This window comes from Nostoc sp. (assembly GCF_036917235.1).
Classification (GTDB): Bacteria; Cyanobacteriota; Cyanobacteriia; order Cyanobacteriales; family Nostocaceae; genus Nostoc.
In genome coordinates this window covers 39078-64804 of sequence record NZ_JBALDU010000009.1, presented here as the reverse complement: position 1 = coordinate 64804, position 25727 = coordinate 39078, and the positions used below count along the sequence as shown (strand labels likewise).

20 protein-coding genes are annotated in these 25727 nt (G+C 43.4%); 10 read left to right on the top strand and 10 right to left on the bottom strand.

What is annotated here, in order from left to right:
- Positions 1–24 precede the first annotated feature (24 nt).
- A complete protein-coding gene (locus tag V7K44_RS03225; RefSeq protein WP_334928582.1) occupies positions 25–3978 on the top strand; it encodes a tetratricopeptide repeat protein in 3954 nt (1317 codons plus the stop codon).
- Between the two features lie 484 nt (positions 3979–4462).
- On the opposite strand, the gene V7K44_RS03220 is transcribed toward V7K44_RS03225, so the two are convergent.
- Complete coding sequence (locus V7K44_RS03220; RefSeq protein WP_334928580.1) at positions 4463–4936, bottom strand: DUF4385 domain-containing protein; 474 nt, start codon at positions 4934–4936, stop codon at positions 4463–4465.
- A 77-nt stretch (positions 4937–5013) separates the two neighbouring features.
- Between V7K44_RS03220 and V7K44_RS03215 the strand changes: the two genes are divergently transcribed.
- From V7K44_RS03215 to V7K44_RS03205, 3 genes are all read left to right on the top strand, one after another.
- Positions 5014–5481, top strand: coding sequence for a VOC family protein (locus V7K44_RS03215; protein WP_334928578.1), 468 nt, complete (start codon positions 5014–5016; stop codon positions 5479–5481).
- A 35-nt stretch (positions 5482–5516) separates the two neighbouring features.
- Positions 5517–6095: a Uma2 family endonuclease gene (locus tag V7K44_RS03210; RefSeq protein ID WP_334928576.1), complete on the top strand. Its 579-nt coding sequence runs from the start codon at positions 5517–5519 to the stop codon at positions 6093–6095.
- 179 nt (positions 6096–6274) lie between these two features.
- Complete coding sequence (locus V7K44_RS03205; RefSeq protein ID WP_334928574.1) at positions 6275–6571, top strand: hypothetical protein; 297 nt, start codon at positions 6275–6277, stop codon at positions 6569–6571.
- Positions 6572–6694: 123 nt separating this feature from the next.
- Here V7K44_RS03205 and V7K44_RS03200 read toward each other — a convergent pair whose 3' ends face one another.
- Positions 6695–7441 (bottom strand): class I SAM-dependent methyltransferase, encoded by a 747-nt coding sequence (locus V7K44_RS03200; RefSeq protein ID WP_334928573.1) that lies wholly within the window; start codon positions 7439–7441, stop codon positions 6695–6697.
- A gap of 6 nt (positions 7442–7447) precedes the next feature.
- Here V7K44_RS03200 and V7K44_RS03195 point away from each other — a divergent pair, with 6 nt between their 5' ends.
- Both V7K44_RS03195 and V7K44_RS03190 read left to right on the top strand, forming a co-directional pair.
- Positions 7448–7600 carry a hypothetical protein gene (locus V7K44_RS03195; protein WP_334928572.1) on the top strand — a complete coding sequence of 51 codons (153 nt, stop codon included), beginning with the start codon at positions 7448–7450 and terminating at the stop codon, positions 7598–7600.
- Between the two features lie 177 nt (positions 7601–7777).
- Positions 7778–10042 carry a cation:proton antiporter domain-containing protein gene (locus tag V7K44_RS03190; RefSeq protein ID WP_334928571.1) on the top strand — a complete coding sequence of 755 codons (2265 nt, stop codon included), beginning with the start codon at positions 7778–7780 and terminating at the stop codon, positions 10040–10042.
- A gap of 174 nt (positions 10043–10216) precedes the next feature.
- On the opposite strand, the gene V7K44_RS03185 is transcribed toward V7K44_RS03190, so the two are convergent.
- The 5 genes from V7K44_RS03185 to V7K44_RS03165 form a co-directional block, all read right to left on the bottom strand.
- Positions 10217–11629, bottom strand: a complete 1413-nt coding sequence (locus V7K44_RS03185; RefSeq protein WP_334928570.1) for a TolC family protein — start codon at positions 11627–11629, stop codon at positions 10217–10219.
- Between the two features lie 125 nt (positions 11630–11754).
- Entirely contained in the window at positions 11755–12426 is a 672-nt protein-coding gene (locus V7K44_RS03180; protein ID WP_334928738.1) for an ABC transporter ATP-binding protein, read from the bottom strand.
- A gap of 308 nt (positions 12427–12734) precedes the next feature.
- Positions 12735–14015, bottom strand: a complete 1281-nt coding sequence (locus V7K44_RS03175) for an ABC transporter permease (RefSeq protein ID WP_442940655.1) — start codon at positions 14013–14015, stop codon at positions 12735–12737.
- A 23-nt stretch (positions 14016–14038) separates the two neighbouring features.
- Positions 14039–15661: an efflux RND transporter periplasmic adaptor subunit gene (locus tag V7K44_RS03170; protein ID WP_334928568.1), complete on the bottom strand. Its 1623-nt coding sequence runs from the start codon at positions 15659–15661 to the stop codon at positions 14039–14041.
- Positions 15662–15761: 100 nt separating this feature from the next.
- Positions 15762–16313: a hypothetical protein gene (locus tag V7K44_RS03165; protein WP_334928566.1), complete on the bottom strand. Its 552-nt coding sequence runs from the start codon at positions 16311–16313 to the stop codon at positions 15762–15764.
- 674 nt (positions 16314–16987) lie between these two features.
- Here V7K44_RS03165 and V7K44_RS03160 point away from each other — a divergent pair.
- Positions 16988–17881, top strand: coding sequence for a tetratricopeptide repeat protein (locus V7K44_RS03160; protein WP_334928564.1), 894 nt, complete (start codon positions 16988–16990; stop codon positions 17879–17881).
- 256 nt (positions 17882–18137) lie between these two features.
- On the opposite strand, the gene V7K44_RS03155 is transcribed toward V7K44_RS03160, so the two are convergent.
- Entirely contained in the window at positions 18138–18542 is a 405-nt protein-coding gene (locus V7K44_RS03155) for a response regulator (RefSeq protein ID WP_094353192.1), read from the bottom strand.
- A 473-nt stretch (positions 18543–19015) separates the two neighbouring features.
- Here V7K44_RS03155 and gyrA point away from each other — a divergent pair, with 473 nt between their 5' ends.
- The 3 genes from gyrA to V7K44_RS03140 all read left to right on the top strand — a co-directional run bounded on the left by gyrA (position 19016) and on the right by V7K44_RS03140 (position 22534).
- Positions 19016–21568, top strand: a complete 2553-nt coding sequence (gyrA, locus tag V7K44_RS03150) for a DNA gyrase subunit A (RefSeq protein WP_334928562.1) — start codon at positions 19016–19018, stop codon at positions 21566–21568.
- Positions 21569–21577: 9 nt separating this feature from the next.
- Positions 21578–22042, top strand: coding sequence for a GNAT family N-acetyltransferase (locus V7K44_RS03145; protein ID WP_334928734.1), 465 nt, complete (start codon positions 21578–21580; stop codon positions 22040–22042).
- 306 nt (positions 22043–22348) lie between these two features.
- Positions 22349–22534, top strand: coding sequence for a chlorophyll a/b-binding protein (locus tag V7K44_RS03140; RefSeq protein ID WP_334928560.1), 186 nt, complete (start codon positions 22349–22351; stop codon positions 22532–22534).
- A 139-nt stretch (positions 22535–22673) separates the two neighbouring features.
- On the opposite strand, the gene rpoD is transcribed toward V7K44_RS03140, so the two are convergent.
- Entirely contained in the window at positions 22674–23843 is a 1170-nt protein-coding gene (gene rpoD, locus V7K44_RS03135) for an RNA polymerase sigma factor RpoD (RefSeq protein WP_104904896.1), read from the bottom strand.
- 1523 nt (positions 23844–25366) lie between these two features.
- Positions 25367–25651, bottom strand: a complete 285-nt coding sequence (locus V7K44_RS03130) for a fasciclin domain-containing protein (RefSeq protein ID WP_334928558.1) — start codon at positions 25649–25651, stop codon at positions 25367–25369.
- Positions 25652–25727: the final 76 nt, after the last annotated feature.

Below are 25727 nucleotides of genomic sequence, written 5' to 3'. Positions count from 1 at the left end.
CTGTGGAAACTACTGCTGTCAGCCATGCCCCTAAACTTCACCTTCGCCCTCAGTCAACAGCAAACTTTTGAATTGCGCTGTGATTATGGCTCACGTCGCCTGGATAAAACGGAGTTGGCAGCACTCATTGATTTGTGTGAGCAAAATTACTATGCTCAACAACAAGATCGCCTACCCTATCTCACCCAGTTGGGACGGCAACTTTATCAATGGCTGGATGGTAAAGAAGGATGGTTGAGAAGAGCGCTGGATGAGGCGGATGAGCAAACGATTCTTCTAGATTTGATTAAAACCAGCGAAGCGCAGGGGTTGAACCCAGAAACAGAACGGGTGGCGTTGGGATTGGCACATCTGCCTTGGGAATTGCTGCATGATGGCATTGGGTTTTTACTGCAACGTCAAAATATCTCCGTTTTACCAGTGCGTTCTGTGCAGCAGCGTCAAACCCAAATCATTGGCGTGCAAAATCGCCCCTTGCGCTTGCTGTTTATGGCAACTTCTCCTGAAGATCCGAGAGTTCCGCCACTAGGGTTTGAGCAGGAAGAAGCGAACATTTTGCAAGCAACTAAAGATCAGCCTTTGGCGTTGATTGTTGAGGAAAGTGGCTCGGTTGCAGAGTTAGCCAATTTGGTGAAATCCTACCCCGAAGACTATTTTGATGTCTTTCACCTCACGGGACACGGGATAATTTATACCCAACAAGGCTACGGCTCTTTGCTGGCAAAAGGTGTAACCCTAGCAGACAATACCCCCTGCTTCATCACTGAAGATGAGGTGGGAAATATACAACTGACTACCGTCAATGACTTAGCTAAAGCCTTTCGGGGACGCTGGCCGCGTGTAACTTTTCTCTCTGGCTGTCATACGGGACAGGTTCCTAACAAGGGGACAGTACCCTCGATGGCGCAGGCATTGGTGAAGGCGGGGGCAGGTATAGTTTTAGGCTGGGCGCGTCCGGTGTATGACCGCACGGGTATTGTAGCAGCACAGGCACTTTATCAAGCTTTGGCGACGGGGGCAACTGTTGAAGCAGCAGTCAAAGCAGCGCAGCAGGAGATGATTGACAAAGAATGCACCGACTGGCATCTGTTGCGAATGTATCGGGATACGCGCCCGATTGCCGAACTGGTGACACCTCTGAGAACAAAAAATCGTGAAAAGCTGAAGTTTACAGCGCCAGAGCAAGAATTTCTCGATGAGAATAATCTAGTTAAAGTTGCCAGTCGGTTTGAGTTTGTCGGACGCAGACGACCTTTGCAACGGTGTCTCCGGGCATTGCGGGAAACCAGCGACCAAATCGGGGTGTTTATTGCCGGGATGGGGGGACTGGGGAAAAGTACCCTGGCGGCGCGGTTATGTACGCGGGTGCAGACGCAGCGTGATAATTTTGCGCGAGTCGTGTTGATTGGCCCTTTGGATGAGATAGGTTTGCTGAATAAGCTTTCTAATAAGTTTGAGCGGTTTGCAGATGTGCCTACACTTTTGAACGAACCAAAGGTGTCTCTAAAAGGGCGGTTGCAAAACTTTTTTGCAGCGATTGAAAAGGAACACAACCAACCTTTGTTGCTGGTGCTGGATGACTTTGAGCAGAATCTCCCCACAGCTAATATTGAAGATGGTTCGCTGCGGATGACGGCAGAGGCTTACGAAATTTTAGGGGCGATTTGTGCGGCATTGGCGGAGAATGGGGCAGAAAGTCGGCTGATTGTCACCTGTCGCTATTTGAAAGAAGACACTTTGCCACCTCATCGTCTGCATCTGGAACGCCTGGAACAGATGAGCAGCAGTGATATTGATAAAATTTGCTTTCCCTTAGATAAAGAAGTTAGGCAGCAGTTAAGAACTCAGCGAATTATTCACATTGCTGATGGTAATCCCCGGTTGCTGAAGTGGCTATTAGAGGTGATTCAGCAGCCGGGATTAGCGGCGGATGAATTATTGAATCGTCTGGAGGCGACTGAGCAAAAATTCCGTGAAGATATTTTGGCACAAACTCTGCTGGATGCTTTGGAATTGGAAGAACAAAAGTTTCTTGCAAGGTTGAGTGTGTTTCATCTGCCTGTGACGGAGGATATTGTCAGGGCAATTTCTACCGCCGACGAATTGGCAGTTTTGGGCAAGCTAACCAGCCTTAGCCTAGTCGAGTCCGCCACCACTCACCCCAACCAGCCAGCTAATTATCGGGTGACGACAATTTTAGAACCGTTGTTAGAACCAGTGTTGAGTGAGGAAGAATGGCAAGCAACGCGACAGCAAGCGGTGAGGAAAATCCATCAAGTCTGGTGGGAGGAGTCTAAGCAAACAACGGAAACAGAAGGGTTGGAAATTGTACGGTTGGGGCTGCTAGCAAAAGAGCAAGAAATCGCTGTTAGCGTTGGAGATAGGATTGCAACCGTTTGGGGGAGTAATTCTCGCTTTGTGGAAGCTTTAAATTTATGTAAGCAAATTCTGTCAGTCTTTCAAGACTACCGGATCTTAGAAAGAATCGCTTATGCAGAAGAGGTTGTGGGTTTAGTAAAAGAAGCTGTTGTTCATTGTCAGCAAGCCTTAGACCTTTGTCCTGAAGACGACAAGATGAGCAAAGCTAGAATTCTCCATGAGATGGCATGGTTAATTTTCCAACGAGGAGATACAGAAATAGCGCTTGGCTTGTGGCAGAAATCTTTGGAAATATCTGAGCATATTGGTTACATCGAAAGTAAAGCCGCCACTCTCCACGATATGGCAAAGTTAATTGCCCAACAAGGAAATATAGAAAGAGCTATTTTTATGTATCAGCAATCCTTGGAAATATCTGAGCAGATTGGCAATGTCAAAGGTAAAGCCGCCACTCTCCACGAAATAGCATGGCTAACCTACCAACAAGGAGATACAGAAAGAGCAGTTGATTTGTGGCAGCAATCTTTGGAACTTAAAGAAAGTATTGGCAATCTTAAAGGCAAAGGGGCAAGTCTTGGCGACATGGCGGGGGTAATTGCTCAACAAGGATATATACAAAGAGCACTTGACTGGTTTGAACAAGCCCTGGAAATATCTGACCAGATTGGCGATGTAAGTAGCAAAAGCACTATCCTCAACAATATGGCAGGGGTAATCGCCCAACAAGGTGAAATCGCTAGAGCAATCGCACTCTGGGAGCAATCCTTGGAAATCTGTGAGCAGATTAGCGATGTCAAAGGCAAAGCCACTATCCTCAACAACATGGCAGGGGTAATCACTCAACAAGGGGACATCACTAAAGCAATCGCACTCTGGGAGCAATCTTTGGAAATCAAAGAAGGGATTGGCGATGTCAAAGGTAAAGCCGTTACCCTCAACAACATGGCAAGGGTAATCGCTCAACAAGGGGACATCGCTAGAGCAATCGCACTCTGGGAGCAATCCTTGGAAATCTGTGAGCATATTGGCGATGCCAAAGGCAAAGCCACTACCCTGAGCAACATGGCTTATGTTGCTGGTGAAACTGGAGATAAAGCTAGAGAGTTAGAGCTAAATCTAGAAGCTGCTTTGGCACTTGCACATGTTCGTGCCTATGGTGATTTAGTAACAGTTCTCAGTGATTTAGGTTTAACAGATCAAAGCAACGGTTTGGTTTACCTGGCTCAAGCAATCTGGCTGACACTGAGGATTCAAGCTCCCTTAGCAGATACCATTCAGTTAATCCGTGTTTTATATAATAGAGTACCTCAAGGTGATGAATTAAAAGCTGTACTAGGAGCAACGGCAATCTTCTTTTGCCACCGTCCAGCTGATGAAGGTAATCCCCAGTTACAGGAATTTCAAAAGCGTAGTTTCAAGATGATAGCAGGGACGGCGGGTGTCCAAGGAATTGAGACACAGGAAGCGTTTGATGCTTGGTTTACCCAGCAACGACTCAACGATCCAGAATATTTCCTCCGCCGACTCAATCAACGTCTAGAGGAGATTGTCGGCGATGGGTGGTTGTTTGACCGCAGTCAAGTTTCAATGGGTGAATAAGGGGAAATGCGATCGCGTTAATCTTAATGATTTTTGTTGGCTTGCCCAGAGAGGAGATGCGATGAAGATAAGGGAAATGCGATCGCGTTAATCTTAAATTAATTGGCGACATATACCACGTTCACGAGTATCAAAGACTCATTAAAGGAGTTCAAAGGCTCATTAATGAAGCTCAAAGGCTCATTAATGGAGTTCAAAGACTCATTAAAGGAGTTCAAAGACTCATTAAAGGAGTTCAAAGGCTCATTAATGAAGCTCAAAGGCTCATTAAAGGAGTTCAAAGGCTCATTAATGAAGCTCAAAGGCTCATTAATGGAGTTCAAAGGCTCATTAATGGAGTTCAAAGACTCACCCTGGGGAATGGAATTCACGGCTATACGAGACTTTACCCACCTCCGTGGGTTTCAAATTCCTGAGTCCGCGCAGGCGGACTTAGTTTGTGTAGCCGCGATTTCTAATCGCCCAGTATATTTATTTACAAAAATCAGATACTCTCATACATCTGTTTATGCTTGGCTAAAAGCTCTTGATATTTCTCATTTGTCTTTGCTTCTACCCACTTAGCTTTAAATATTGCTGCTGATTCCGCTTTAACTGCGTCTACTTCATAAGGAAGAATCTCTTTTTTATCACCTGAAGTTTCCGAATTTTGTTTATATTTCCTGCCACTTTTATGATTAGCATAACGGCGAGAGCGAGTATAACCCATTTGGATAAACTTCCGTGCCATATCCGCACCGACAAAATCATCTTGTTCTAGATAATCAAGAAACATCTCGTAGATTTTTTCACTCGACTCTCTAGCAATATCAGGAGTTTTGAACCGCCAGTAGGGAAGGATTTCTGATTTGTATGGTTCAACCAAAAGTACACCCTGCTCACCCTTGCCAACACGATATAGTTCAGGATGTTGGCGAAAATCAATAATTTTAAAGTCTAAAGAATAATCAAATGCCATGATAGATTTTTATTATAAATACTAAACTTTAAGTAAAAAGTTCAGCTTCTATCAAAGTATTGAGATTTAGTTCTACTATGCTATCTAGCACCCAATCCGCGAACAGTGTCCTTGCGCCAGGAAATCTGCGTAAAGTGCATCACATTGCCCTCAACGTCCGGGATATGCAAGCTTCCCGCTACTTTTATGGCACAATTCTTGGTTTGCACGAACTTACAGGCGACGAAGTACCCGCAACCCTGGTGGAACTTGTCGCATCTGGGAAAGTAGCGAACTTCATCACCCCGGATGGAACGATTCTCGATTTATTTGGGGAACCAGAATTATTACCACCAGATCCCAATCCAGAGAAGACATTCACCAGAGCATACCATCTAGCCTTTGACATCGATCCGCAGTTATTCGATCGCGCGGTGACAGTAATCGGGGAAAATAAAATAGCGATCGCACATGGCCCAGTCACTCGCCCTACTGGCAGAGGTGTGTATTTCTACGATCCAGATGGCTTTATGATTGAAATTCGCTGCGATCCAGATGTCCATTGAATAATTATTTGTCAGTAAGAAAGGGAAACACTTCTATGACAGCACTGACATTAAATCTTAATTCAATTCTTAAACTGACAAGAGATCAGTTTTATCAGCTGTGTGAAGAAAATCCCGATTTACAACTAGAACGCAATGCCCAAGGAGAATTAATCATAATGCCACCAACGGGAGGAGAAACTGGAAGAAGTAACGTTAATTTAATTATGCAATTAGCATCATGGAATGAACAAAAGCAACTAGGCGAAGTTTTTGATTTTTCCACTGGATTTACTTTACCAAATGGTGCCGATCGTTCTCCTGATGTTTCTTGGGTTGAAAAATCTCGTTGGGACAGTTTGACAAAAGAACAAAGAGAAAAATTTATTCCTTTATGTCCTGATTTTGTAATTGAAATAATGTCGCCATCTGACACTTTGAAAAAAGTTCAAGAAAAAATGTATGAGTATATGTCAAATGGTTGTCGTTTAGGTTGGCTAATAAATCGAAAAAAACAGGAAGTAGAAATTTATCGTCCTGGACAAAATGTGGAAGTTTTAAAATCACCTCAAACTATTTCTGGAGAAAGTGTTTTACCTGGTTTTGTACTCAATCTGACAAAAATTTGGGGATAATAACATTTGAAAATACTCAAATGGATAGAACACACATTAGAGATGCACAGTTAAATCGACACTTAGAAACCGGATCTACACTAAAACCCACCTCTGTGAGTTTAAAAACCTCAATCTTTTCTTTATGTATAGCGGCAATGACCTTTGCCCTGGCTCTTAAAAACCCTACTTAATTTACTATGGCCGCGAAACTCACGGAAATATTTAAAGTAATTGAAGACACGATCGCAAAACCGCCAATTCCACACGAACCATACAAGCAATCATTGAAAGCCTGGGCAATGTATTGTTTACGAGACAAAGGTTTTATAGTCGCTTATGCTCAAAACGCCGACTTTGCCATTGAAAGAAAACGTGAAGAAAAGCTATATTTCAAAGTTTCAAATAGCCCCGATGATTTAGATAATTCTCTTAACTGGATTGTTTGGGATAGTGTAACCAAAAGCGCCAGTCTCATTCCCCAAAAAATAGACTGATGCCAAAATAATCATCAAATATTTCTCTGATTCTGTAACTATTCTGATTCCTGAATTCTGACGACTGAATTCTGACTAGACAACTGCTGCACAAATATTTGAATTTTTCCTGTAATGTACCGCCTAAGCCCGATCGGGTTTCTCAAACACCATTAAATGCTGTTGAGGTAACGAGTTTTTAGTTTCCCGCCAAATCAAACCAACAACTTGCATTTCTTTACGGACTTGCTTTTGAGTCATCTTGTGCAGACGTTTAATCATAATAAAAGGATTTTCGCCCCGGTACTCAACCAGCACCACCTTCCCACCTGGTTTAAGTGCTTTGACAATTCCTTGCATCACTTCTTGGGGATACTCAAGTTCATGATAAGCATCTACCATCAATGCCAAATCGATACTTTCAGATAATAAGTTGGGGTCACTAAGGGTTGCCAAAACAGGCTCAACATTGGTGATATTTTTCTCTTTTTTGAATAACTCAATGATTTCTAACATTTCTGGTTGAACATCTACAGCCAACACCTTACCTGCTGTTAATAACGGCGCGATGCGAAAGCTTAAGTAACCTGTACCAGCGCCAATATCCGCCACCACATCATTAGGTTTCAGGTTGAGGAGGCTGACTACTTTACTTGGCTGTTCTTCTCGCTCTCGGCTGGGACGTTCTAGCCAGCCAGCGCCAGTGTATCCCATAACTTGGGCAATTTCGCGCCCCATGTAATATTTGCCGATACCATCTGGACTGTGGATTATCCGTTGTTCGTAAACAGTGCTAGATGAAGACGCGGCTTGTGCTGTCAGGGTTGGGTTCAGCAACGAACAACTCAAGATCGCAACAAGAGGTACTATAAAGTGGATAAATTTTGACATTTGGTTATGACTGATCTCGATAATTATCTGTTGTCAACATTATCACCAGAACAATTAAATCAGTTGCAAGTTGAGTACCAAGCTGAAATTGAGAAACTAGGAACCGATCGAGGTATTTGGGAAGATACTACAAAGTTGTTTGTTCGCGCTCGAAAATAAGTTGATGAGCAAAGCTTTGTTCCTGAACTGACAGCTTCGGGCGATCGCAGATGATAATCTTGCGGTTAATAATGACAATGACATTTTAATCTCCTAGACCGATGTGCAAGTAAACATTTTCGGGATTTACTTGAACAGCCCCTTTAAAAATTTGTAATCCAACCTTTGGACGCTTATATGCAAAACCTGTCCCTAATATTAGTACCTGTACTCGCTGCACAGAAAGTAGCAGGTGACGGTGTAATTAAACCTCTCGGTCATCATGAACTGCTGTTGGTACTAGTACAACTGTCACTGTTGCTGCTGGTAGCACGGGGATTAGGTGAGTTAATGCGCCGGATTAACCTACCGCCTGTTGTTGGAGAATTACTGGCGGGTGTGCTGCTTGGCCCTTCTCTATTTGGTTTGCTCCTTCCCGACTTACAGGCGCACATCTTTCCCAAAAGTCAAGAACAGTCTAATTTACTTTCGGTGATTTCTTGGTTAGGCGTGTTATTTTTGCTGATTGTGACTGGGTTGGAGACGGATCTCAAGCTGATTCTGCGTAAGGGTAAAACGGCTCTGTTGATTTCACTGGGCGGAATTATTATCCCGTTTATCACTGGATTTGGATTGGGGTGGCTATTGCCAGATAGTTTTTTAGCCGATCCAGAAAAGCGATTGGTATTTAGTCTATTTATCGCCACAGCAATGAGTATTTCAGCAGTACCAGTGATTGCAAAGGTGCTGATGGACTTAAACCTGATTCGCCGTGACATTGGTCAAGTTACCTTAGCCGCTGGGATGACTGACGACACCATCGGCTGGATTTTACTTTCTGTGGTTTCAGGTTTAGCTAGTAGCGGCAAATTTGACCTGGGGACAATTTTCCATTCTGTGAGCGCGGCCATATTATTTTTAGCGATCGCTTTTACAATTGGGCGTACCATTGTAGACCAGATTTTGCGCTGGGTTGATGACTACGTTGGCGGCATCGCCGCTAGTATGTCGGTTGTGCTGATTCTTGCGCTTTCCGCAGCAGCACTTACCCACGGATTAGGTCTAGAAGCGGCATTAGGTGCTTTTGTAATGGGGATTCTAGCAGGTCAATCCCGCCGCTTTAGCAATGAAGCTGGACACATGTTAGAAGTCTTCACAGCAGCCTTTCTAGCGCCAATTTTCTTTGCTTCAGCCGGCTTGAAAGTTAATTTACTAGCTCTGTTAGTCCCTCAAACATTGATATTTGGCTTGATTGTTCTCGCTGTCGCTTGTGTTGGCAAATTTACAGGTGCTTACCTTGGTTCTCGTGCGGGCGGCTTGAGTCATTGGGAAGGTTTGGCGATGGGTTCCGGGATGAATGCTCGCGGGGCGATGGAAATTGTCGTTGCCACCATTGGTTTATCTTTGGGAGTGCTGAATCCCCAGATGTATTCGATTATTGTCATGGTAGCGATCGTCACTTCTCTAATGGCTCCACCCCTACTGCGATGGACTTTATCAAAAGTGGTTATGGGTGAAGAGGAAGCTCGACGTTTGGAACAAGAAGAACAGGATAGCCGCAGTTTTATCAAGCAGATTCACCGTATCTTAATACCTACTAGCGGTGGTCCAAACATCCAACTCGCGGCGCAACTAGTCGGTTACATGGCTCACCAAAACTCCATAGAAGTTACATCTCTATATGCCCTGAGTGATAAGCAACCTCGAAGCAAAGCCCGCCGGATGGAAGCAATCCAGGTTAAAGATAGCGCTGCCGAGCAAGCTCTGGCTGCTGTCACTGAGGAAATGCAGCTACCTGCTGATACCACCTTGCAAACAAAAACGGAGTCGGGGCGTAATAAAGCGGAGGTAATTTTGAATGAAGCAAACAAAAACTATGACTTGATTGTACTGGGAGCTTCGGAACAGATCCGCCCCCAGAAAGCATTGTTTAATTTGCTTGTCGATCGGGTTGTCCAAGAAGCGCCTTGTGCAACGATGGTGGTGAAGTCGCATCTACCCCAATCGAAAGACGAGATATGCAAAATCCCTCAACAACAGCTGAAAAAGATTTTGGTGCCAACGGTAGGGACAGAATATAGTAAAAATGCTGTAGAAATGGCAAGTACGATCGCAGCTCAAACCGGGGCATTAGTGATGATCGTTAACGTGATTAATTTGCCACAGGTTGAGTATATTCTTTACGAACAGCGATCGCTAGCTCCGGTCAAGGAAATTGCCCACGATATGCTCGAACAGCAAGCAGCAATTAGCCGTAATCTGGGTGCTGATGTCAAAACCTATATTCTTCAAGGAACCAGCCCAGAAAGGGAAATCCTCAAGTTTGCCAAAACCCAGGAAGTTGACCTAATTATTCTAGGGAGTAATATCCGCATGGTTACGGGTCGCGTTTTCTTCGGTCATAGAGTCGATGCAATTCTGAGCAAAGCCCATTGTCCAGTAGCAGTAATTACTGTGCCATAAGAGTAGTGAGTAGTGAGTATAAACCCAGTTGCTTCAAAGCTTTGAGCAATCAACTATAGATTAATTTGATAGAGATTGCAGTAAAAAAGAATGTAGAGACATAGCAGTGCTACGTCTCTACTAGGGTTCTGGATAACGCATATTTAATTTCACCAGATATCTAATGATTTGGTCTTAGCGCGAAGCTCTGGATGTTACCGATCTTTGTAAATTAGCTAGAGCGCGATTGTAATCCAAAATAGCTGCGACGCGATTACCTTCTGCTCTTGTCAGGTCATTTTCAGCATCAATTACCTCTGTTTGAGTGCCCACACCAGCTTGGAACCTCAATCTTGCTAAATTCAGAGCTTCTCTTGCTTGATTTAAGGCCACACTAGAAGTCTGCACATTATTTAAATTGGATTGCAATTGAGCATAGTACTGTTCTACATCAAAGCGAATTAGGTCGCGCTGGTTAGCAAATTGAGTCTCTGCGATCGCAATATTAGCTCTCGACTGAGCCGCCCTTGCTCTTGCTACTCCCCCATCAAACACCGTTAGATTTCCTTGAAGTCCCACTGAATAGCCATCAGTAATGCTCGCGCCATCGTTATACCGATCTAGCAGATTGTAGTTTCCTGCCAAACTAACTTGTGGCCCTAGCTGCGAAAGTGCCTGCCGTCGCTGTTGCTCGTAAATATTACGTTGTCCCAAATACTGTTGCAACTCTGGACGATTTTGAAACGCTTGGACAATACTTTGTTCTACCGTCTGCTGCCAAAGACCCGCTAATTGTACGGGATCAGAGGCACTGATATCAACTGACTGCGACAAACTTAACAACGTGGCAAGCTGACGACGGGCAATTTGCTGCTGTGAGATCGCATTAGTAAGTAGTTGTTGGGCATTTGCTAAATTCACCTGAGCTTGCAGCACATCGAACCGCGTACCCACTCCAGCCTGTTCTCTAGCTTGAGTATCCCGCAAACTAGCCTGGGCATTTTGCACAGCAGACCGATTAATTCTGACTTGTTCATCTGCTTGTTGCAAATCGTAGTATTGAGTAGTGGCATTCAAGCTTATTGTCAAAGACTGACTTTCAACATTCAATTGATCTATTCGTAGCTGTTCTTCTGCGGCTCGGATAGTCGCTAGTGTGTTCCCAGAAGTATAGAGATTATAATTCAGTTGTGCTGAACCATTGAAAGAGGTGCTGCTTTGAGATGAACTGTTACTAAAACCATTACCACTATTAGTCACACTAGTGTTAATACCAAGAGTAGGAAATAAGGCAGCTTGAGACTCGCGTAGCGCCGAGCGACTGCGTTCTAGCTGTAATATAGCTACTTGTAAGTCTCGATTGTTGCGTTTTGCGAGTTCTAAAGCTTGTGCCAAACTGATTGGCACAGTTCCCTGAATCCTTACTTCCTCCGGTTTAGTCGGAAATTGCAGAGGATTGGGATTGGGGTTGAGGCGATTGGGAACTTGTACAGAGCTTGAAGAATTCTGTGCTTTTGGCGGAGTTGCTGCATTTGCTGCATTTGGAAGAAGAATCGCGAATGCGACAGTAACCCAGGTAAAATGCACGAATAATAAGCTGAAATTCATAATCTAGATATAGTAATTAATTAGGTTCTTTTGAGGATATAATCAAAAGTTTTCATCCTGATTGACCTACAGAGATTTAAATCTTAAATTCTTCCTCCAAGGGTTGATCTTAACAAATTAACAAATTAGCCGACAATCAAACCATCCTGAACTCGGATAATCCTTTGGGTTTGAGCAGCAATATCAGGTTCATGAGTGACAATCACAATCGTGATCCCTTGGTTATTAAGTTCAGTCAGTAAATTCATTACCTCATGGGAAGTTTCAGTATCTAAAGCTCCTGTTGGCTCATCTGCCAAAACTAATGCAGGTCGGTTGACCAAAGCACGAGCGATCGCTACCCGTTGTTGTTGTCCGCCAGAGAGTTGACTAGGACGGTTAGCTATACGCCCCCCTAGTCCTACCTTTTCTAAAGCTTCTAATGCCCTTTCCCGGCGCTTTGGCTTGGGTAAGTTAGCGTAAACCATTGGCAACATGACGTTTTCCAACGCTGTCGCCCGCGCTAATAGGTTAAATTGTTGGAACACAAAACCTATCCTTTGGTTGCGGATATAGGCTAATTCATCATCATCAAAAGTCGTCAGGTTTCTGCCTTCAAAAATATAGTCTCCAGTTGTGGGACGATCCAGACATCCCAAAATATTCATCAGCGTAGATTTACCCGAACCTGACGCACCCATAATTGAGACGTATTCCCCTTCCTCAATAGAGAGTTCAATTCCCTTGAGTATGGGAACACTAACTTCTCCCAAGTAGTAAGTTTTAGTAATGGATTCCATCCAAATCATTGTTGGCATAAATTGAGTAATGGGTAATGAGTAATGAGTAATGAGTAATGGGTAATGAGTAATGAGTAGTGAGAGTTCATTTATAGCCGTAGTCACATATAGCAATCCGATTTGATTTCTGAATCACTCGTAGAGGTAAGGGACTGGCGACTGGCGACTGGGAAGAAGGAATAAAGGTGTACTGAGTTTTGTTCAAAAATCAAATATGAGTCCTATCGGTTAGGACAGTGTTAATTGCTCAAAGGCTTGAAAAAACTGGGTTTTTACTCATTACTCATTACTCATTACTCATTACTCATTACTCAGCACTCTTAAGCTTAGTCGCTTCTTAAAGCATTGATTGGATCTAATTTAGATGCATTCCGTGCTGGAATTACCCCAGCGATTAAGCCAACAGTTAACGAGAGTGCAAAGCCAGCAACGATCGACCAGAAAGAAATTACAAAGGGAAATTTGAAACTGTTTGCAGCGATAAAGGCTAATAAAATGCCAGTCGCCATGCCAATACATCCGCCAACAATGGAAATCACGATCGCTTCGGCTAAAAATTGATTGAGGATTGCCGAATTAGTTGCTCCTACGGCTTTGCGAATTCCGATTTCTCGTGTCCGCTCAACCACGGAAACTAGCATAATGTTAGCAATACCAATGCCACCAACGACCAGAGAAATTCCAGCGATCGCTACCACCATTACTGTAAATAAACCCACAATACTAGTAAAGGTACTAACAATATCAGCTTGATTAGTCAACCGAAAATCATCAGCTTGTGGCGGATAAATGTTATGACGCAGACGTAAGAGATTGGTAACTTGAAACTGAGCAGCTTCTAATTCCTCCTGATTAGCGCCTTTGACCAAAATTCCATTTACAGAAACGCCTACCAGGGCATTGTTACCAACCAGTCTCTTTGACATAGTAGTTAGAGGAATAAAAATCTGGTCATCTCGATCCATCGGCCCTTGAGCGCCTTTAGGTTCCATCACCCCAATTACTTCATAAGCCTCTCCCTGAACACGAATTTTCTCGCCGATGACATTAGCACCCTGTGCAAAGAGTGTTTTTTGGACTGTGGGGCCAAGAATGGCAAACTGTGCGGCAGTATCTAGTTCTTCCTGAGTAAAATATCTCCCTTGTTGGGGGTGAGTATTTCTGACTTCTGGGTAGTTCAAATCAGTGCCATAAATGGTTGTTGAGGTGTTCTGTCCTGCATAGACAACTTGAGCAGTCCGTTGGAGATAAGCAGAAACCATCTGTGCTGATGGCGCTTGTGTAGCGATCGCCTTTGCATCTTCCCAAGTCAAGGTACTGCTAGAACCTACTCCTTGACGAACATTCCCGCTTCTTGCCGCACCAGCTAAGATTTGGATCACATCTGTACCCAATGCTTGTATCTGTTGCTCAACTCCCTTTTGTACTCCCTGACCAACAGAAGTAATGGCAATAACTGAAGAAATCCCAATAATCACGCCCAACATAGTTAGACCTGTGCGTAATTTGTTACTCCACAGAGTCTCTGCCGCCATTGTCAAAATTTCCAGCAATGGCACTGTGCGGGTATTCTTAGCTTTGTAAAAGCCCTTAAATATCTTAAACATAATGTTTCTATTTAAAACTAACTTTAAGGGGAACCACCGCCTTGAGAACGACCACCACCGCCAGAACTGCCGCCTGAACGACCTCCGCCGCCACCTGCTCCTCTTCCGCCTCCTCCGCCGGCTCCTCCGCCTCCACCTAGACCTGGGAAAACTCCTCCTCTTGGTGTTGATTGCGGACGCGATCCTGGTGGGAAACTGAGCAATACCCTTTCGTCTCCTGTCAATCCAGACTTAACTTCGGTAAAGTTATTTGCACTAACGCCAGTCTCAATGCGAGTGAACACAGGTTTATTATTCTTTCCTGCCACAAACACGCCTGTGGCATTTTCTTGGCGTACCACTGAGGCTGTTGGCACTACTAGAACATTTTGAACTTGACCGACTTGAAAATCTACTTCCGCATTCATCCCAGACCGCAGCAGTCTTTGAGGATCTGAGAGTGATACTCTCACTTCAAAACTGGTGACGTTTTGCTCCACTATTGCTTGGGCAGCAATTTGGCTGACTTTACCTTCAAAGGTTTTTCCTGGGTAGGCATCTGCTTTAATCGAGACTTTTTGACCAAGGCTGATTTTGGAAATATTTGTTTCCGCTAAATTGGCGACAACTTCATTTGTTGAAGCTAGAGACAAGATTGAAGAAGAAGAAGAAGAAGCTACTTCACTACTAGCAGTTGTGGGTGTCACGAAAGCGCCTGGATCGGCAAACTTCTTTGTCACCACACCATCAAAGGGTGCACGAATAATCGTGTCATTGATTTCGGCTTGGATGTTTTGCAGCGAACCACGAGCCGATGTTACCTGGGCGCGGGCTGCGTTAATATCTTCTTGGCGCGTTCCAGCTTTCAGGAGTGCCAAAGCTTGCTGTCTCTGCTTCACCACAGCTCGTGCTTGCTCAACATCTTCTGGACGTGACCCGGCTTTTTGCAACGCCAGTGCTTGCTGTGCTTCATTGACATTAGCTTGGGCGCTGTCACGATTGGAACGGTTTTGGTTAAGAGTCTGAAGGGAAATACCGCCTGCATTGTAAAGTTGCTGATTGCGAACAAAATCATCTTCTGCTTGGCGAAGGGCAGCTTGAGCGCTTTGCAAACGTGCCTGTGCTTGGCCAATATCTTGAGAGCGATTCCCTGTTTGTACCTTTTGCAAATTCGCCTCGGCTTCGTCTAATGCTCCCTGTGATTGGGCAATATCTTGAGGACGATTACCTGCGATCGCTTTTTGCAAATTCGCCTCGGCTTGTGCCAATTGTCCTTGAGCAGAGGTAAGTTGCCCCCGAAGGTTGGAATCATCCATGTAAGCGACAATCTGTCCTTGTTTGACGATATCTCCTTCTTTCGCTAGCAGCCTTTTCAAGATGCCGGAATTTTTCGGGCTGAGGTTGATTGACCGCTCAGGCTTCACCGTTCCGTTCGCTGAAACTGTAATTGTTAAACTCTGCCTTTGTACAGGTCTTGTCAGCACCCGGCGGCTGGCTTGTTGACGGGGAGCAACCGTTACTTGGTAATAAACGGCATAGCCAATTCCACCTAAAAAGCAAAGAGCAATTAGCCAAGAGAGCCAATTACGTCTGCCCTTTTTTTTCTTTACCTCTGGAACTAAAACTGATGATGATGAATCTACGGTATTTGGTGTATCAATTTTCATATCCATTTTGTCTATAAGGAACGGCTACTGAGCTATTTATTCACGGCTAAAACTATAGCCTAGTAGCCTAATACTGACAATGATTTGAGCTTTTAGGGTTTTAAAGGTTTATTTGCAGTACCAATCCACTAGGAAGTCTGAAGTAATCATCACGCACTCTGACTAATCTCCCAGCAGGAACAATTTCCTGATTGGGAAGCAGAATATCCCCGTTAGGAAGTCTGAAATAACCTTGATCGCGCAGTCTGACTATGGATCTAGAGGGTATAATTTGCCCATTGGGATATCTGATATCACCATTACCAAGTCTGACTACTCTGCCATTAAATTGGTTGTCACGGTTCCAATTATCCCGATCTCTGGGGTTTCTGACTTCTACAGAATTGGGTCTGCCATCACGGTTCCAATTATTATCCCTGTCTCTATTTCTGACTTCTCTAGAATTGGATCTGCCGTCGCGGTTCCAATTATTATCCCTGTCTCTATTTCTGACTTCTCTAGAATTGGATCTGCCGTCGCGGTTCCAATTTTGATCGCGATCGCCACCAACGTAGACTTTCGTCTGGGCACTTGCAGGTGCAGTCAAGAGTGTAGGAACAATTATCAGGGCAGCAGCAGCTAAGACTATCGATATACGGTTTGGTTTCAACATGAAATTGACTCCTTATTTGTATTAAAGTTCTAGATTGCTGAAGTTTGAATTCAGCAATCTTTAGACAGTTGTTTTTGTTTTGGCATTAAGATGTTTAATATTTACCTCATCGTATAAATTCATACATAATAATTATCGTTCAAAACGTCCAGACTGATGTATGACCAAAGTCATTAGTAATTCCAGACTGATGTATGACCAAAGTCATCAATTTTTTTTATGAGCATTATGCATTGGACATTGGGATTAAAGTAGAGGTGACAGGTGACAGGTGATAGGTGACAACATACTCCCCAGCTTTGAAGGGTAGGGATTCTGGGGTAATAAGTAATAAGTAATGAGTAATGAGTAATGAGTAAATGACCTATTTCTGATCCACTCATTACTCATTACTCCTGCAAATTTGGTTCACCGATGATAAAAAGCCGTCCTCAAAGGACGGGGCAACTCTTGGAGACGCTTCGCGAACAGACCCAAGTTTTTGATGACAGGTGATAGGTAATAGGGAATAATCTGTACCCTGTAACCTCTACCCTATTCCCTTCTTCACTCCCTCTGCTTCTCTACTCCCCGCATCCCTTTCCCCAAGATTGCTAAGATTTTGCTACCGTCAAGAGCGCAGATCGTTTAAGCTAGCTGAAAGATTCTTTGATTAGTGGCTTAAAGGCGGTAGTGTGCCTAAACATGTTCGTTTGATTTCTCTTTTAATGGTCTGTAGTTTATGGAGTATGCCAAAAGCCGCTAACGCGCAGGCATTAATACCCCATACACTGCAACTAGATGCGACGAAGTTAGAAAAGCAGGGGTTGAGCTTGGCACAAGAGGCGGCTCAACTAGCTCAGTTTCAACAGGTTGACTTAGCTTTGCCACGAGCGCGGCTGGCTAGTCAACTGGCTCCGGGGAATGATAAAGTGTGGTTGCTGTTAGGTGGATTGCAACTGCAAACGAAAGAGTTTGACGGGGCGATCGCTAGTCTAAAAAAAGCGCAATCTCTCAACCCTAAAAATGGTGATATTCTCTTTGCTTTAGGTTCAGCGAATTTTCAGCAGAAAAATTACCAGGCTGCTGTTGTCAATTATCAAGATGGTTTGAAGTTAAAACCCAACGATCCAGAGGGTTTATTTGATTTGGGTAATGCTTACTATTTGCTGGGTCGATTACCAGATGCGATCGCCCAATACGATAAAGCTGTCTCCCAAGATAAAAAATTCTGGCCGGCGCTTAATAACATTGGCTTAATCAACTACGAGCAGGGTAATATCCCCGAAGCGATTAAGCGATGGCAATCTGCTGTAACCCTTGATAAACAAGCCGCAGAACCTTTATTGGCCTTAGCAGTGGCACTGTATACTAAAGGCGATCGTCAACAAGGACTAACCTTGGGAGAAGCTGCACTCCGTATCGATTCGCGCTATGCTAATTTAAATTTCCTCAAAGAAAATCTCTGGGGCGATCGTCTACTGTCTGATACGAAAAAATTCCTAGAATTACCCCGTATTCAAGCAGCTATACAGCAACCAGCAAACTCATCATCAGCGCCTACGCCTAGAAAACAGCCTACTCAATAGGTAGTTTTGAGTAATGAGTAATGAGTAATGAGTAATGAGTGAGGAGTTTACGAGTTCAAATATTTAACTGTTAATTCCAAACTTCTAACTCTAAACTCATTACTCAGCACTCATTACTCAGCACTCATTACTCAGCACTCCTCCTTACCACTTGCCTAATAGTACCTTTTCGTAGTACATCTATACTAGATAAATACAGGAACTAATCGCCCAAAAACATTTGCGGGCGAATATTGCTGAAATAAGTCTTTAATTCTCAGTGTTCGTCTGTGGGTAGAAGTGCGATGATTTGGTCAACGAACTGTTGATGGTCAACAACTGGCTTAGAAATGTAGCCATCAGCACCGCTTTGCTTGAGAAAGTTCTCGCGATCGCCTTCCATCGCATGTGCTGTCACCAGAATCACAGGTAAGTTTGCTGTTTTTGGATCGGATTTTAACATTTGTGTAATCTTGATTCCATCAACCGACTTGCCTTGGTAAACACTTCTGGAGAGAGAAACATCCATCAAAATCAGGTCGGCTTCTCCTGATTGGGCAATTTTGATGACTTCTTCGACATTTTCAGTGTGTTTTACACCCAAGCCACCACGCTTGGACAAAATTTTGGAAAAAACACGAGCATTAATTAGATCGTCTTCAACAATTAAAACAGTTTTCATGAGAATTTTAGTTATAGAGGTGAGGAGATTCAAGAATTCCAGAATACAAAATTAAGAAATGCAATCATGGTAAGTATCATAGCTACTAAGTTTATGTAGATTATACTCGTGTGCATCCTTTTTAACTGGTTACGGCGATGAGTCTCCTGCTATACCTTTATGTTAGGGGCGGGAGAAACGCCGCTCTGGGACTGGGTACTGGGAACTAGGAAAACATTCCAAAATTTGAGAGGGATCAGAACAAATTCCATAATTTTTCCGCTGATTACCCAATCCCTAATCCCTAGTCCCCAGTCCGCAGTCCGCAGTCCCTTTTAATAGTCTGCATCTTCGTCATCAAGGATGATACTACTGCTTTTTCTTCTGTGACTATCAAAATTTTGTTATGAATCTCATTTCATCCGTTATGCTGTGGTTGCCGCAGTGTTGAGTTCCATCGGCTTTTGTGTAGTTAAATTTCAGGGAAAAAACTCATGGCAAAACAGTTAAACCTTCTCTCAACGGGACAGGTAATTCCAACAGCCCTGCACACCGAGATGCAACGGTCTTATCTAGAATATGCCATGAGCGTGATTGTCGGGCGAGCGCTACCAGACGTGCGTGATGGCTTAAAACCAGTGCATCGGCGAATTTTGTATGCAATGCACGAACTCGGTTTAGTACCAGATAGACCCTATCGAAAATGTGCCCGTGTAGTGGGTGATGTGTTGGGTAAATACCATCCCCACGGCGACCAATCAGTTTACGATGCTTTAGTCAGGCTGGTGCAGGATTTTTCTAGCCGCTATCCTTTGCTAGCAGGACACGGTAACTTTGGCAGTGTCGATAATGACCCGCCAGCAGCGATGCGCTACACAGAAACGCGCCTCGCACCGATCAGCCATGAGGGAATGCTGACAGAAATTGGTGAAGAAACTGTGGAATTTGTCGGGAACTTTGATAATTCCCAGCAAGAACCAACGGTGTTACCTGCTCAGTTGCCGTTTCTGTTACTCAATGGCTGTTCTGGTATTGCTGTGGGAATGGCGACAAATGTTCCACCGCACAACTTGGGGGAAATTGTCGATGGGTTAATTGCCTTAATCGACAATCCAGAGTTGCCAGATGAAAAATTATTTGAGCTAATTCCAGGGCCAGATTTTCCCACTGGTGGGGAAATAGTTGGTGAAGCGGGAATTCGGGAAGCATATACCACAGGTAAAGGTGGAATTCTGCTGCGGGGAGTCGCGGCTCTAGAGGAAATTCCAGCCGCGAGGGGAAGCAAGCGACGGACGGCAATTATTATTACAGAATTGCCTTATCAAGTGAATAAAGCTGCCTGGATTGAGAAGGTAGCGGACTTAGTAAATCAAGGTCGTTTGCAAGGAATTTCCGATCTTCGGGATGAAAGCGATCGCGAAGGGATGCGGGTGGTAATTGAACTCAAACGCGATACCAATCCCCAAGAAATTCTCCAGCATTTGTATCACCAAACTGCTTTACAAATGACTTTTGGGGCCATTCTCCTCGCAATCGTAGATGGACAACCCCGCCAATTAAGTTTACGTCAACTGTTGCAGGAGTTTTTGAAATTCCGGGAAGAGACGCTGAACCGTCGCTACAATTACGAGTTGGGTAAGGCTCAAAGTCGCGTGCATTTGGTAGAAGGTTTGCTGAAAGCGCTGTCTAATTTGGATGAGGTAATTCAAATTTTGCGCCAAGCTCCCGATGGCAGTACGGCAAAAATTAATCTTTGTAGCCAACTGGATTTGAGTGAGGTACAAGGAGATGCAATTCTAGCGATGCCGTTGCGCCGCCTCACTAGTTTAGAACAGCAAAATTTGCAGCAGGAATTTGAGCAGATCAGCGAACAAATTAGTTTGTTGGAGCAATTACTCAACGATCGCCGCGAATTATTGAAGGCGCTGAAAAAAGATTTGCGATCGCTCAAGCGCAAGTACAACGATCCCCGGCGGACAAAAATTGGAGAGGAGCAGAAGTCTAGGGCAGAGGAGCAGAAGGGCAGAGGGGCAGAGGGGCAGAGGAGCAGAGGCGCAGAGGAGGAGGAATTTAAATCTTCGGAACCAGTAGAAGAAGCGATTTTAGAATTTACCCAACGGGGTTATGTCCGCCGCACTCAGCCATCTGGGAGAAAGTCAAAAGCTGAAAATGGTCTACACGATAATGACTTTATTATCCAAACTGTGTTGACCGACACAGGGAAAGACTTGCTAATACTAACTGGTGGCGGCAAAGTCTATCCGGTGAATGTAGGAGAGATTCCCCCAACTACTGGACGTTCTCCACGGGGAAAACCTTTGATTACTATGCTCAGTAATACTGCTCAAGGCGCTCAAGAAGGTGTGGTCAGCCGCTTTTTGCTGCCGGAAAATCTCGAAACTAGGCAGATGATTCTCTTAACAAAACAGGGAAGAATTAAGCGTCTGTCTCTGGAAGAATTTGCTAACCTGACTCGGCGCGGCATCACGATTTTGAAGCTCAAAGATGATGATGAATTGTCATTTACCCAATTCACCGCTCCAGGGGCGCATCTGATTTTAGCTAGTTCCGGTGGACGAATGTTGCGCTTTGCAGTCAATGATGAACAATTACCGGTCATGGGTCGCGCAGCAATGGGTTTACAAGCATTTCGGTTATTGAAAAATCAGCAAATGGTTGGCTGTGTCACAGTCGGTAAAGATGACCAACTGCTGCTAGTTACTCAAGAAGGATATGCCAAGCGGATGGCTGCGAGTCAGTTAAGAGCGGCTAATCGCGGCGATTTAGGTACGCAAGCGCTGAAATTTGCTAGCAAAACTGACAATTTAGCTGGTATGGTGATGGCGATGCCTTCTCTACGAGACGCTACGCGAACGGCGGGCTACGCCAACGCATCTGGCGAAGTGGCTTTAGTAACGAATAAGGAGCGGGTAGTGCGAATCCCTGTGGAAACAGTGCCGCTCTTAGGTAAAGATGTGAAAGGTGAAAGCATTATCCAACTCAGCCGCGATGAAAAAATCATTACTGTAGCTGAAGTGCGATCGTAAATCAAGGTGATGTTTAACTTAGGACAAGCCAACTTGCAGGATTTAGAGGCGCTAACCCAACTGCGTCTCGAACTCCTGCGGGAGGCTGGCGAGATTAAAGGTAATTCTGACACCACAAACCTAGCAGAAGCGACTCGAAAATATCTTGGCGAAAAAATGCCGTCGGGTGAGTTTTTAGCTTGGGTAGCTGAAGTGGATAACCAAATTGTTGCCACTAGCGGCTTGGTATTTTTTCAACGACCCCCTTACAACGGGAATTTCTCCGGCTTAGAAGCCTACGTTATGAACGTTTATACAATTCCGGTGTGGCGAGGACAAGGAATTGCTACAGCATTGTTAAAGGAAATTATCAGCTTTGTGAGAGCAACTGAGGCAAAACGCCTCTGGCTTCACACCACTGAGAATGGTAAACGTATCTATGAGAAGCTTGGTTTTGTCTCGACTTCAAAAGAAATGGAAATTGTCTACTACTGAGTTTAATTATCAATAATTTTTTATTTTAAAATCCAAAATATATTTACACTCAAGCAATATAAATCAATTACTTGATAATTAATTTCAATAAGATTATATTGTTTATAAAGTAAAAATATAGATAACATTTCTTTTGTCTCAGTAAATCTCACTGAAGACTGATGTTTTAATTTGTATAAATAGATATTTCTATTTATGTCAATGTCTAGAAACAAAAGTATAAAAAATGTTGCTTTTCTAAAAATATTTGTTATATTAGTTTACATAAGGCAATAAACCTTAAAAATTAAGTTTGGAGTCCTAACCATGACAAATGCAAGCACAACAAAAGTCACTACTCCTTTAATTGAAGATCGCAACGCTTGGCGCTGGGGCTTTACCCCACAAGCAGAAGTTTGGAATGGTCGCTTGGCAATGATTGGCTTTTCAGCAGCGGTTTTGGTTGAGGTTTTCTCTGGTCAAGGCTTCCTACATTTTTGGGGTATCCTATAAGTTTTAATATCAAAGATGACCTATAAATAAAAAAACCTGGAGTGCTAATTCACTACCAGGTTTTTTATTTTTTTGTCATTTGTCATTTGTCCTTAGTCATTTGTTTAAGGATAATGACCAATGACTATTGACTAATTGACTACCGAATATATTCCTTGAGAACGCTGTTGCGATTTGGATGGCGTAATTTGCGGAGTGCTTTCGCCTCAATTTGACGAATCCGTTCGCGGGTGACGTTGAAAATCTGTCCGATTTCCTCAAGGGTTTTCATCCGACCATCATCCAAGCCGTAACGCAGTCTAAGAACATCACGTTCGCGTGGACTGAGACTGTCGAGGACTTTTTCAAGGTCTTCGCGCAGAAGATTTTTGGAAACTTGGTCTTCTGGTGTCTCACCATCGGATTCAATAAAATCGCCCAATCGAGAATCTTCTTCTTTACCAATAGGCGTTTCTAATGAGATAGGTAACTGGGCAGATTTCGCAATGAACCGCAACTTCTCAATGGTCATTTCCATTCGAGTAGCGATTTCTTCTTCAGTGGGTTTGCGACCCATTTCTTGAGATAGTAACTTGGTAGTTTTCTTAATCCGAGAAATGGTTTCGTAAAGGTGAACTGGAAGACGAATTGTGCGGGATTGATCTGCGATCGCACGGGTAATTGCTTGACGAATCCACCATGTAGCGTATGTAGAAAACTTATAACCTTTTTCGTGGTCAAACTTTTCAGCGGCACGAATCAAACCGAGACTGCCTTCCTGAATTAAGTCCTGGAACGACAAACCACGATTCATGTATTTCTTAGCAATTGAAACTACAAGACGGAGGTTAGATTGCACCATCTTGTCTTTCGCCCGACGACCAACATGGAGGCGATAACGAAAGGCTGGTAGTGGCAGTTGTACTGCTTCTGCCCATTCACTATCTCGAGGATCGCGATCTAATTGCTCGCAGAGTCTTTCGCGGACTCTCTCTAATTCCAGCAAATCGGCTATTTTCCGCGCCAATTCAATTTCTTCGTCTGCCCGCAACAGACGAATTCTACCAATTTCTTGCAAGTAAAGCCGAATTGAATCTTCGGTATAGTGCTTTTTCTTGCTTTGTGTCCGACGACGCGATTTAGCGGCTTTTCCAGACTTTGCGTCGTCCTCATCAGACTGAGGCTCTAAAAATTCCTCGTCACCTTCATCTACGATCAGCAAGTCCTCTTCATCGTCTATTAAGAGTTCTTCTAACTCGAGCTCAGGCTGATTCATTATTTCTAGGTCAGGCTGATATATGCTTTCGAGTACGTTGTTAGCCTGGTTCATGCCGCGTTCCTCATGCTCCTTGCAGAATCAATTACTCAAGATGTGTTTACGGCTCTTTTAAACGAGCCAATTGCCAACCGAAAATAAGTTTTTTGGCAGATTTGCCAGAGATATTTTCGGAAGTTTTACACCTCCGGTAGGAGGGTTTTTACTTTAGTTTAAGCAAATACTAAAGGTGACTTGCTCACTTTAGTAAATGTTATATGTGTTGCTATCACATATTGCTTTCAACTAACTGGTCAAAAAAAATACTTGCCTTTATCAAAAAAATTGCCACTCTATACAAATGAGTTCAGACTGTTGGCAGATTTTCGTATAAAGACTCTTCCGATTGTAGCCTGTTTCACAGAAATTGCACTCTTTTTGTGTATTAATCATGAATTCATTAAGTAACCTTTAGCTACTTTCACCAAAAAGACATTGAAAACGGGATTTATACCCGGAAATTTTTTCTCCACTTTTCGGAATTGCAGTGACGCTCTTATTACATTACGAAGTAAGTACGCTTGCTTCTGCCGAATTTCATGTATTTTACACAACATTAATTACTGAGAAAGAGTGCATTTTATGTTAACTCAGACTATTAGTCTTAACCTACCCATTTTTACATTTCCTTCATAAATTAAGCATCCCTTAGACTAAAACGGGTCTTGTCTTTGGGTAAATACAACAACGGTGGTGGTGCTTGCCTGAAAGCAGTTAACCTTCTGCGTACTAACTACCTTAACTGAGGAGTTGAGGCGGTGGCAGAATCGACCCGATCGGAGATCAATTTAGGTTTACTAATTCGGTCTTATTCACACGTTAGCGCACTGTGGCGATTTCAGCCCTATGAAACTTGACAAACTTTTTTTATTGTATACAAGGATATTTTAATCAATTCAAAAATAATTTGTCCTGTGAACTTGCCAATATCGTCTTATCTTAGGCAAAAGTACATTAGATACATACGATACGATCGCGATCGCCACGGCACTACATGAAGATATTAACAAGTTTTCAGCCTTATGGTGTGTATTTCCAACAGCTATTACCTCAAACACATAGAACCCAGCAGATTACCTGATGATTTAGTTACAAAGCTTTTTTGCGTAAAGCAATTGTAAATTTCAATACTTTTATTTCGGTAAGTTTCTGTCATCTTATGATGAGAAATCCTCAAAATACTTATTAATTGCTGTTGGATAGATGATGTTCAGTTATTTTCTTAAAGCATAACAAATGTGTTTCTAGCTGGTGGTTCAAATTAATCAACGAGTCAGAGCAAAGAGTATTATCTGGACTAAATCTCCAATAAAGTTGGTAGTTATGTTAACAGTCGAGCATTGAATGTTTGGAAAATATTGACAATAAGCAAACTATATGGTTTTTTAATAGCCGATCAATTTGAATTTTTTGTAGTTATTGTAGTGTTAAACGAGTGCTTGTGTGACATTTTAATTGATTATTAGCGACTAGTTCAAAGTCATGGTGGCTTTGAAAACTACCCCTAACGAAAGCTGGATACTATGAACTTTGCTGAACTACCGTGGTATTGGGGTGGTGTTTAGACTTGTAGGAAAATTAGGTGGCACAAGTGCCCGATCAACTACATGAACAATGCCGTTGCTAGCTGGGATATCTGGCTGAGTCACCTTAGCGTTGTTGACTGTGATTGAGTTGCTGGCACGATCGGTTGGTGTGACGGGCGGGACAGTTGATGTAGGAGTTTCTGCAACAGGTTGAGCGCAGGCAGACAGAGTAACTAAGCTACCGATGCCAATAATATTGAACAATACTTTTCCTACTATGCCTTTGCTCGCTTTCATAGCTTTGTGTAGAATCCAGTTAAATAAGGAATTATTAATAATACTTAATGAATTTGTCGATATAGTCACTTACTCT

Excerpts from the sequence above, each read along its gene's own strand:
- V7K44_RS03200 (WP_334928573.1), bottom strand. The coding sequence starts at position 7,441 with ATGTCAAAATTTATCCACTTTATAGTACCTCTTGTTGCGATCTTGAGT.
- V7K44_RS03220 (WP_334928580.1), bottom strand. The coding sequence starts at position 4,936 with ATGGCATTTGATTATTCTTTAGACTTTAAAATTATTGATTTTCGCCAA.
- V7K44_RS03170 (WP_334928568.1), bottom strand. The coding sequence starts at position 15,661 with ATGAAAATTGATACACCAAATACCGTAGATTCATCATCATCAGTTTTA.
- V7K44_RS03225 (WP_334928582.1), top strand. The coding sequence starts at position 25 with ATGCCCCTAAACTTCACCTTCGCCCTCAGTCAACAGCAAACTTTTGAA.
- V7K44_RS03165 (WP_334928566.1), bottom strand. The coding sequence starts at position 16,313 with ATGTTGAAACCAAACCGTATATCGATAGTCTTAGCTGCTGCTGCCCTG.
- V7K44_RS03155 (WP_094353192.1), bottom strand. The coding sequence starts at position 18,542 with ATGAAAACTGTTTTAATTGTTGAAGACGATCTAATTAATGCTCGTGTT.
- V7K44_RS03195 (WP_334928572.1), top strand. The coding sequence starts at position 7,448 with ATGACTGATCTCGATAATTATCTGTTGTCAACATTATCACCAGAACAA.
- V7K44_RS03185 (WP_334928570.1), bottom strand. The coding sequence starts at position 11,629 with ATGAATTTCAGCTTATTATTCGTGCATTTTACCTGGGTTACTGTCGCA.
- rpoD (WP_104904896.1), bottom strand. The coding sequence starts at position 23,843 with ATGAACCAGGCTAACAACGTACTCGAAAGCATATATCAGCCTGACCTA.
- V7K44_RS03175 (WP_442940655.1), bottom strand. The coding sequence starts at position 14,015 with ATGTTTAAGATATTTAAGGGCTTTTACAAAGCTAAGAATACCCGCACA.
- V7K44_RS03145 (WP_334928734.1), top strand. The coding sequence starts at position 21,578 with ATGTTTAACTTAGGACAAGCCAACTTGCAGGATTTAGAGGCGCTAACC.
- V7K44_RS03180 (WP_334928738.1), bottom strand. The coding sequence starts at position 12,426 with ATGCCAACAATGATTTGGATGGAATCCATTACTAAAACTTACTACTTG.
- gyrA (WP_334928562.1), top strand. The coding sequence starts at position 19,016 with ATGGCAAAACAGTTAAACCTTCTCTCAACGGGACAGGTAATTCCAACA.
- V7K44_RS03215 (WP_334928578.1), top strand. The coding sequence starts at position 5,014 with ATGCTATCTAGCACCCAATCCGCGAACAGTGTCCTTGCGCCAGGAAAT.
- V7K44_RS03205 (WP_334928574.1), top strand. The coding sequence starts at position 6,275 with ATGGCCGCGAAACTCACGGAAATATTTAAAGTAATTGAAGACACGATC.
- V7K44_RS03190 (WP_334928571.1), top strand. The coding sequence starts at position 7,778 with ATGCAAAACCTGTCCCTAATATTAGTACCTGTACTCGCTGCACAGAAA.
- V7K44_RS03210 (WP_334928576.1), top strand. The coding sequence starts at position 5,517 with ATGACAGCACTGACATTAAATCTTAATTCAATTCTTAAACTGACAAGA.
- V7K44_RS03130 (WP_334928558.1), bottom strand. The coding sequence starts at position 25,651 with ATGAAAGCGAGCAAAGGCATAGTAGGAAAAGTATTGTTCAATATTATT.
- V7K44_RS03140 (WP_334928560.1), top strand. The coding sequence starts at position 22,349 with ATGACAAATGCAAGCACAACAAAAGTCACTACTCCTTTAATTGAAGAT.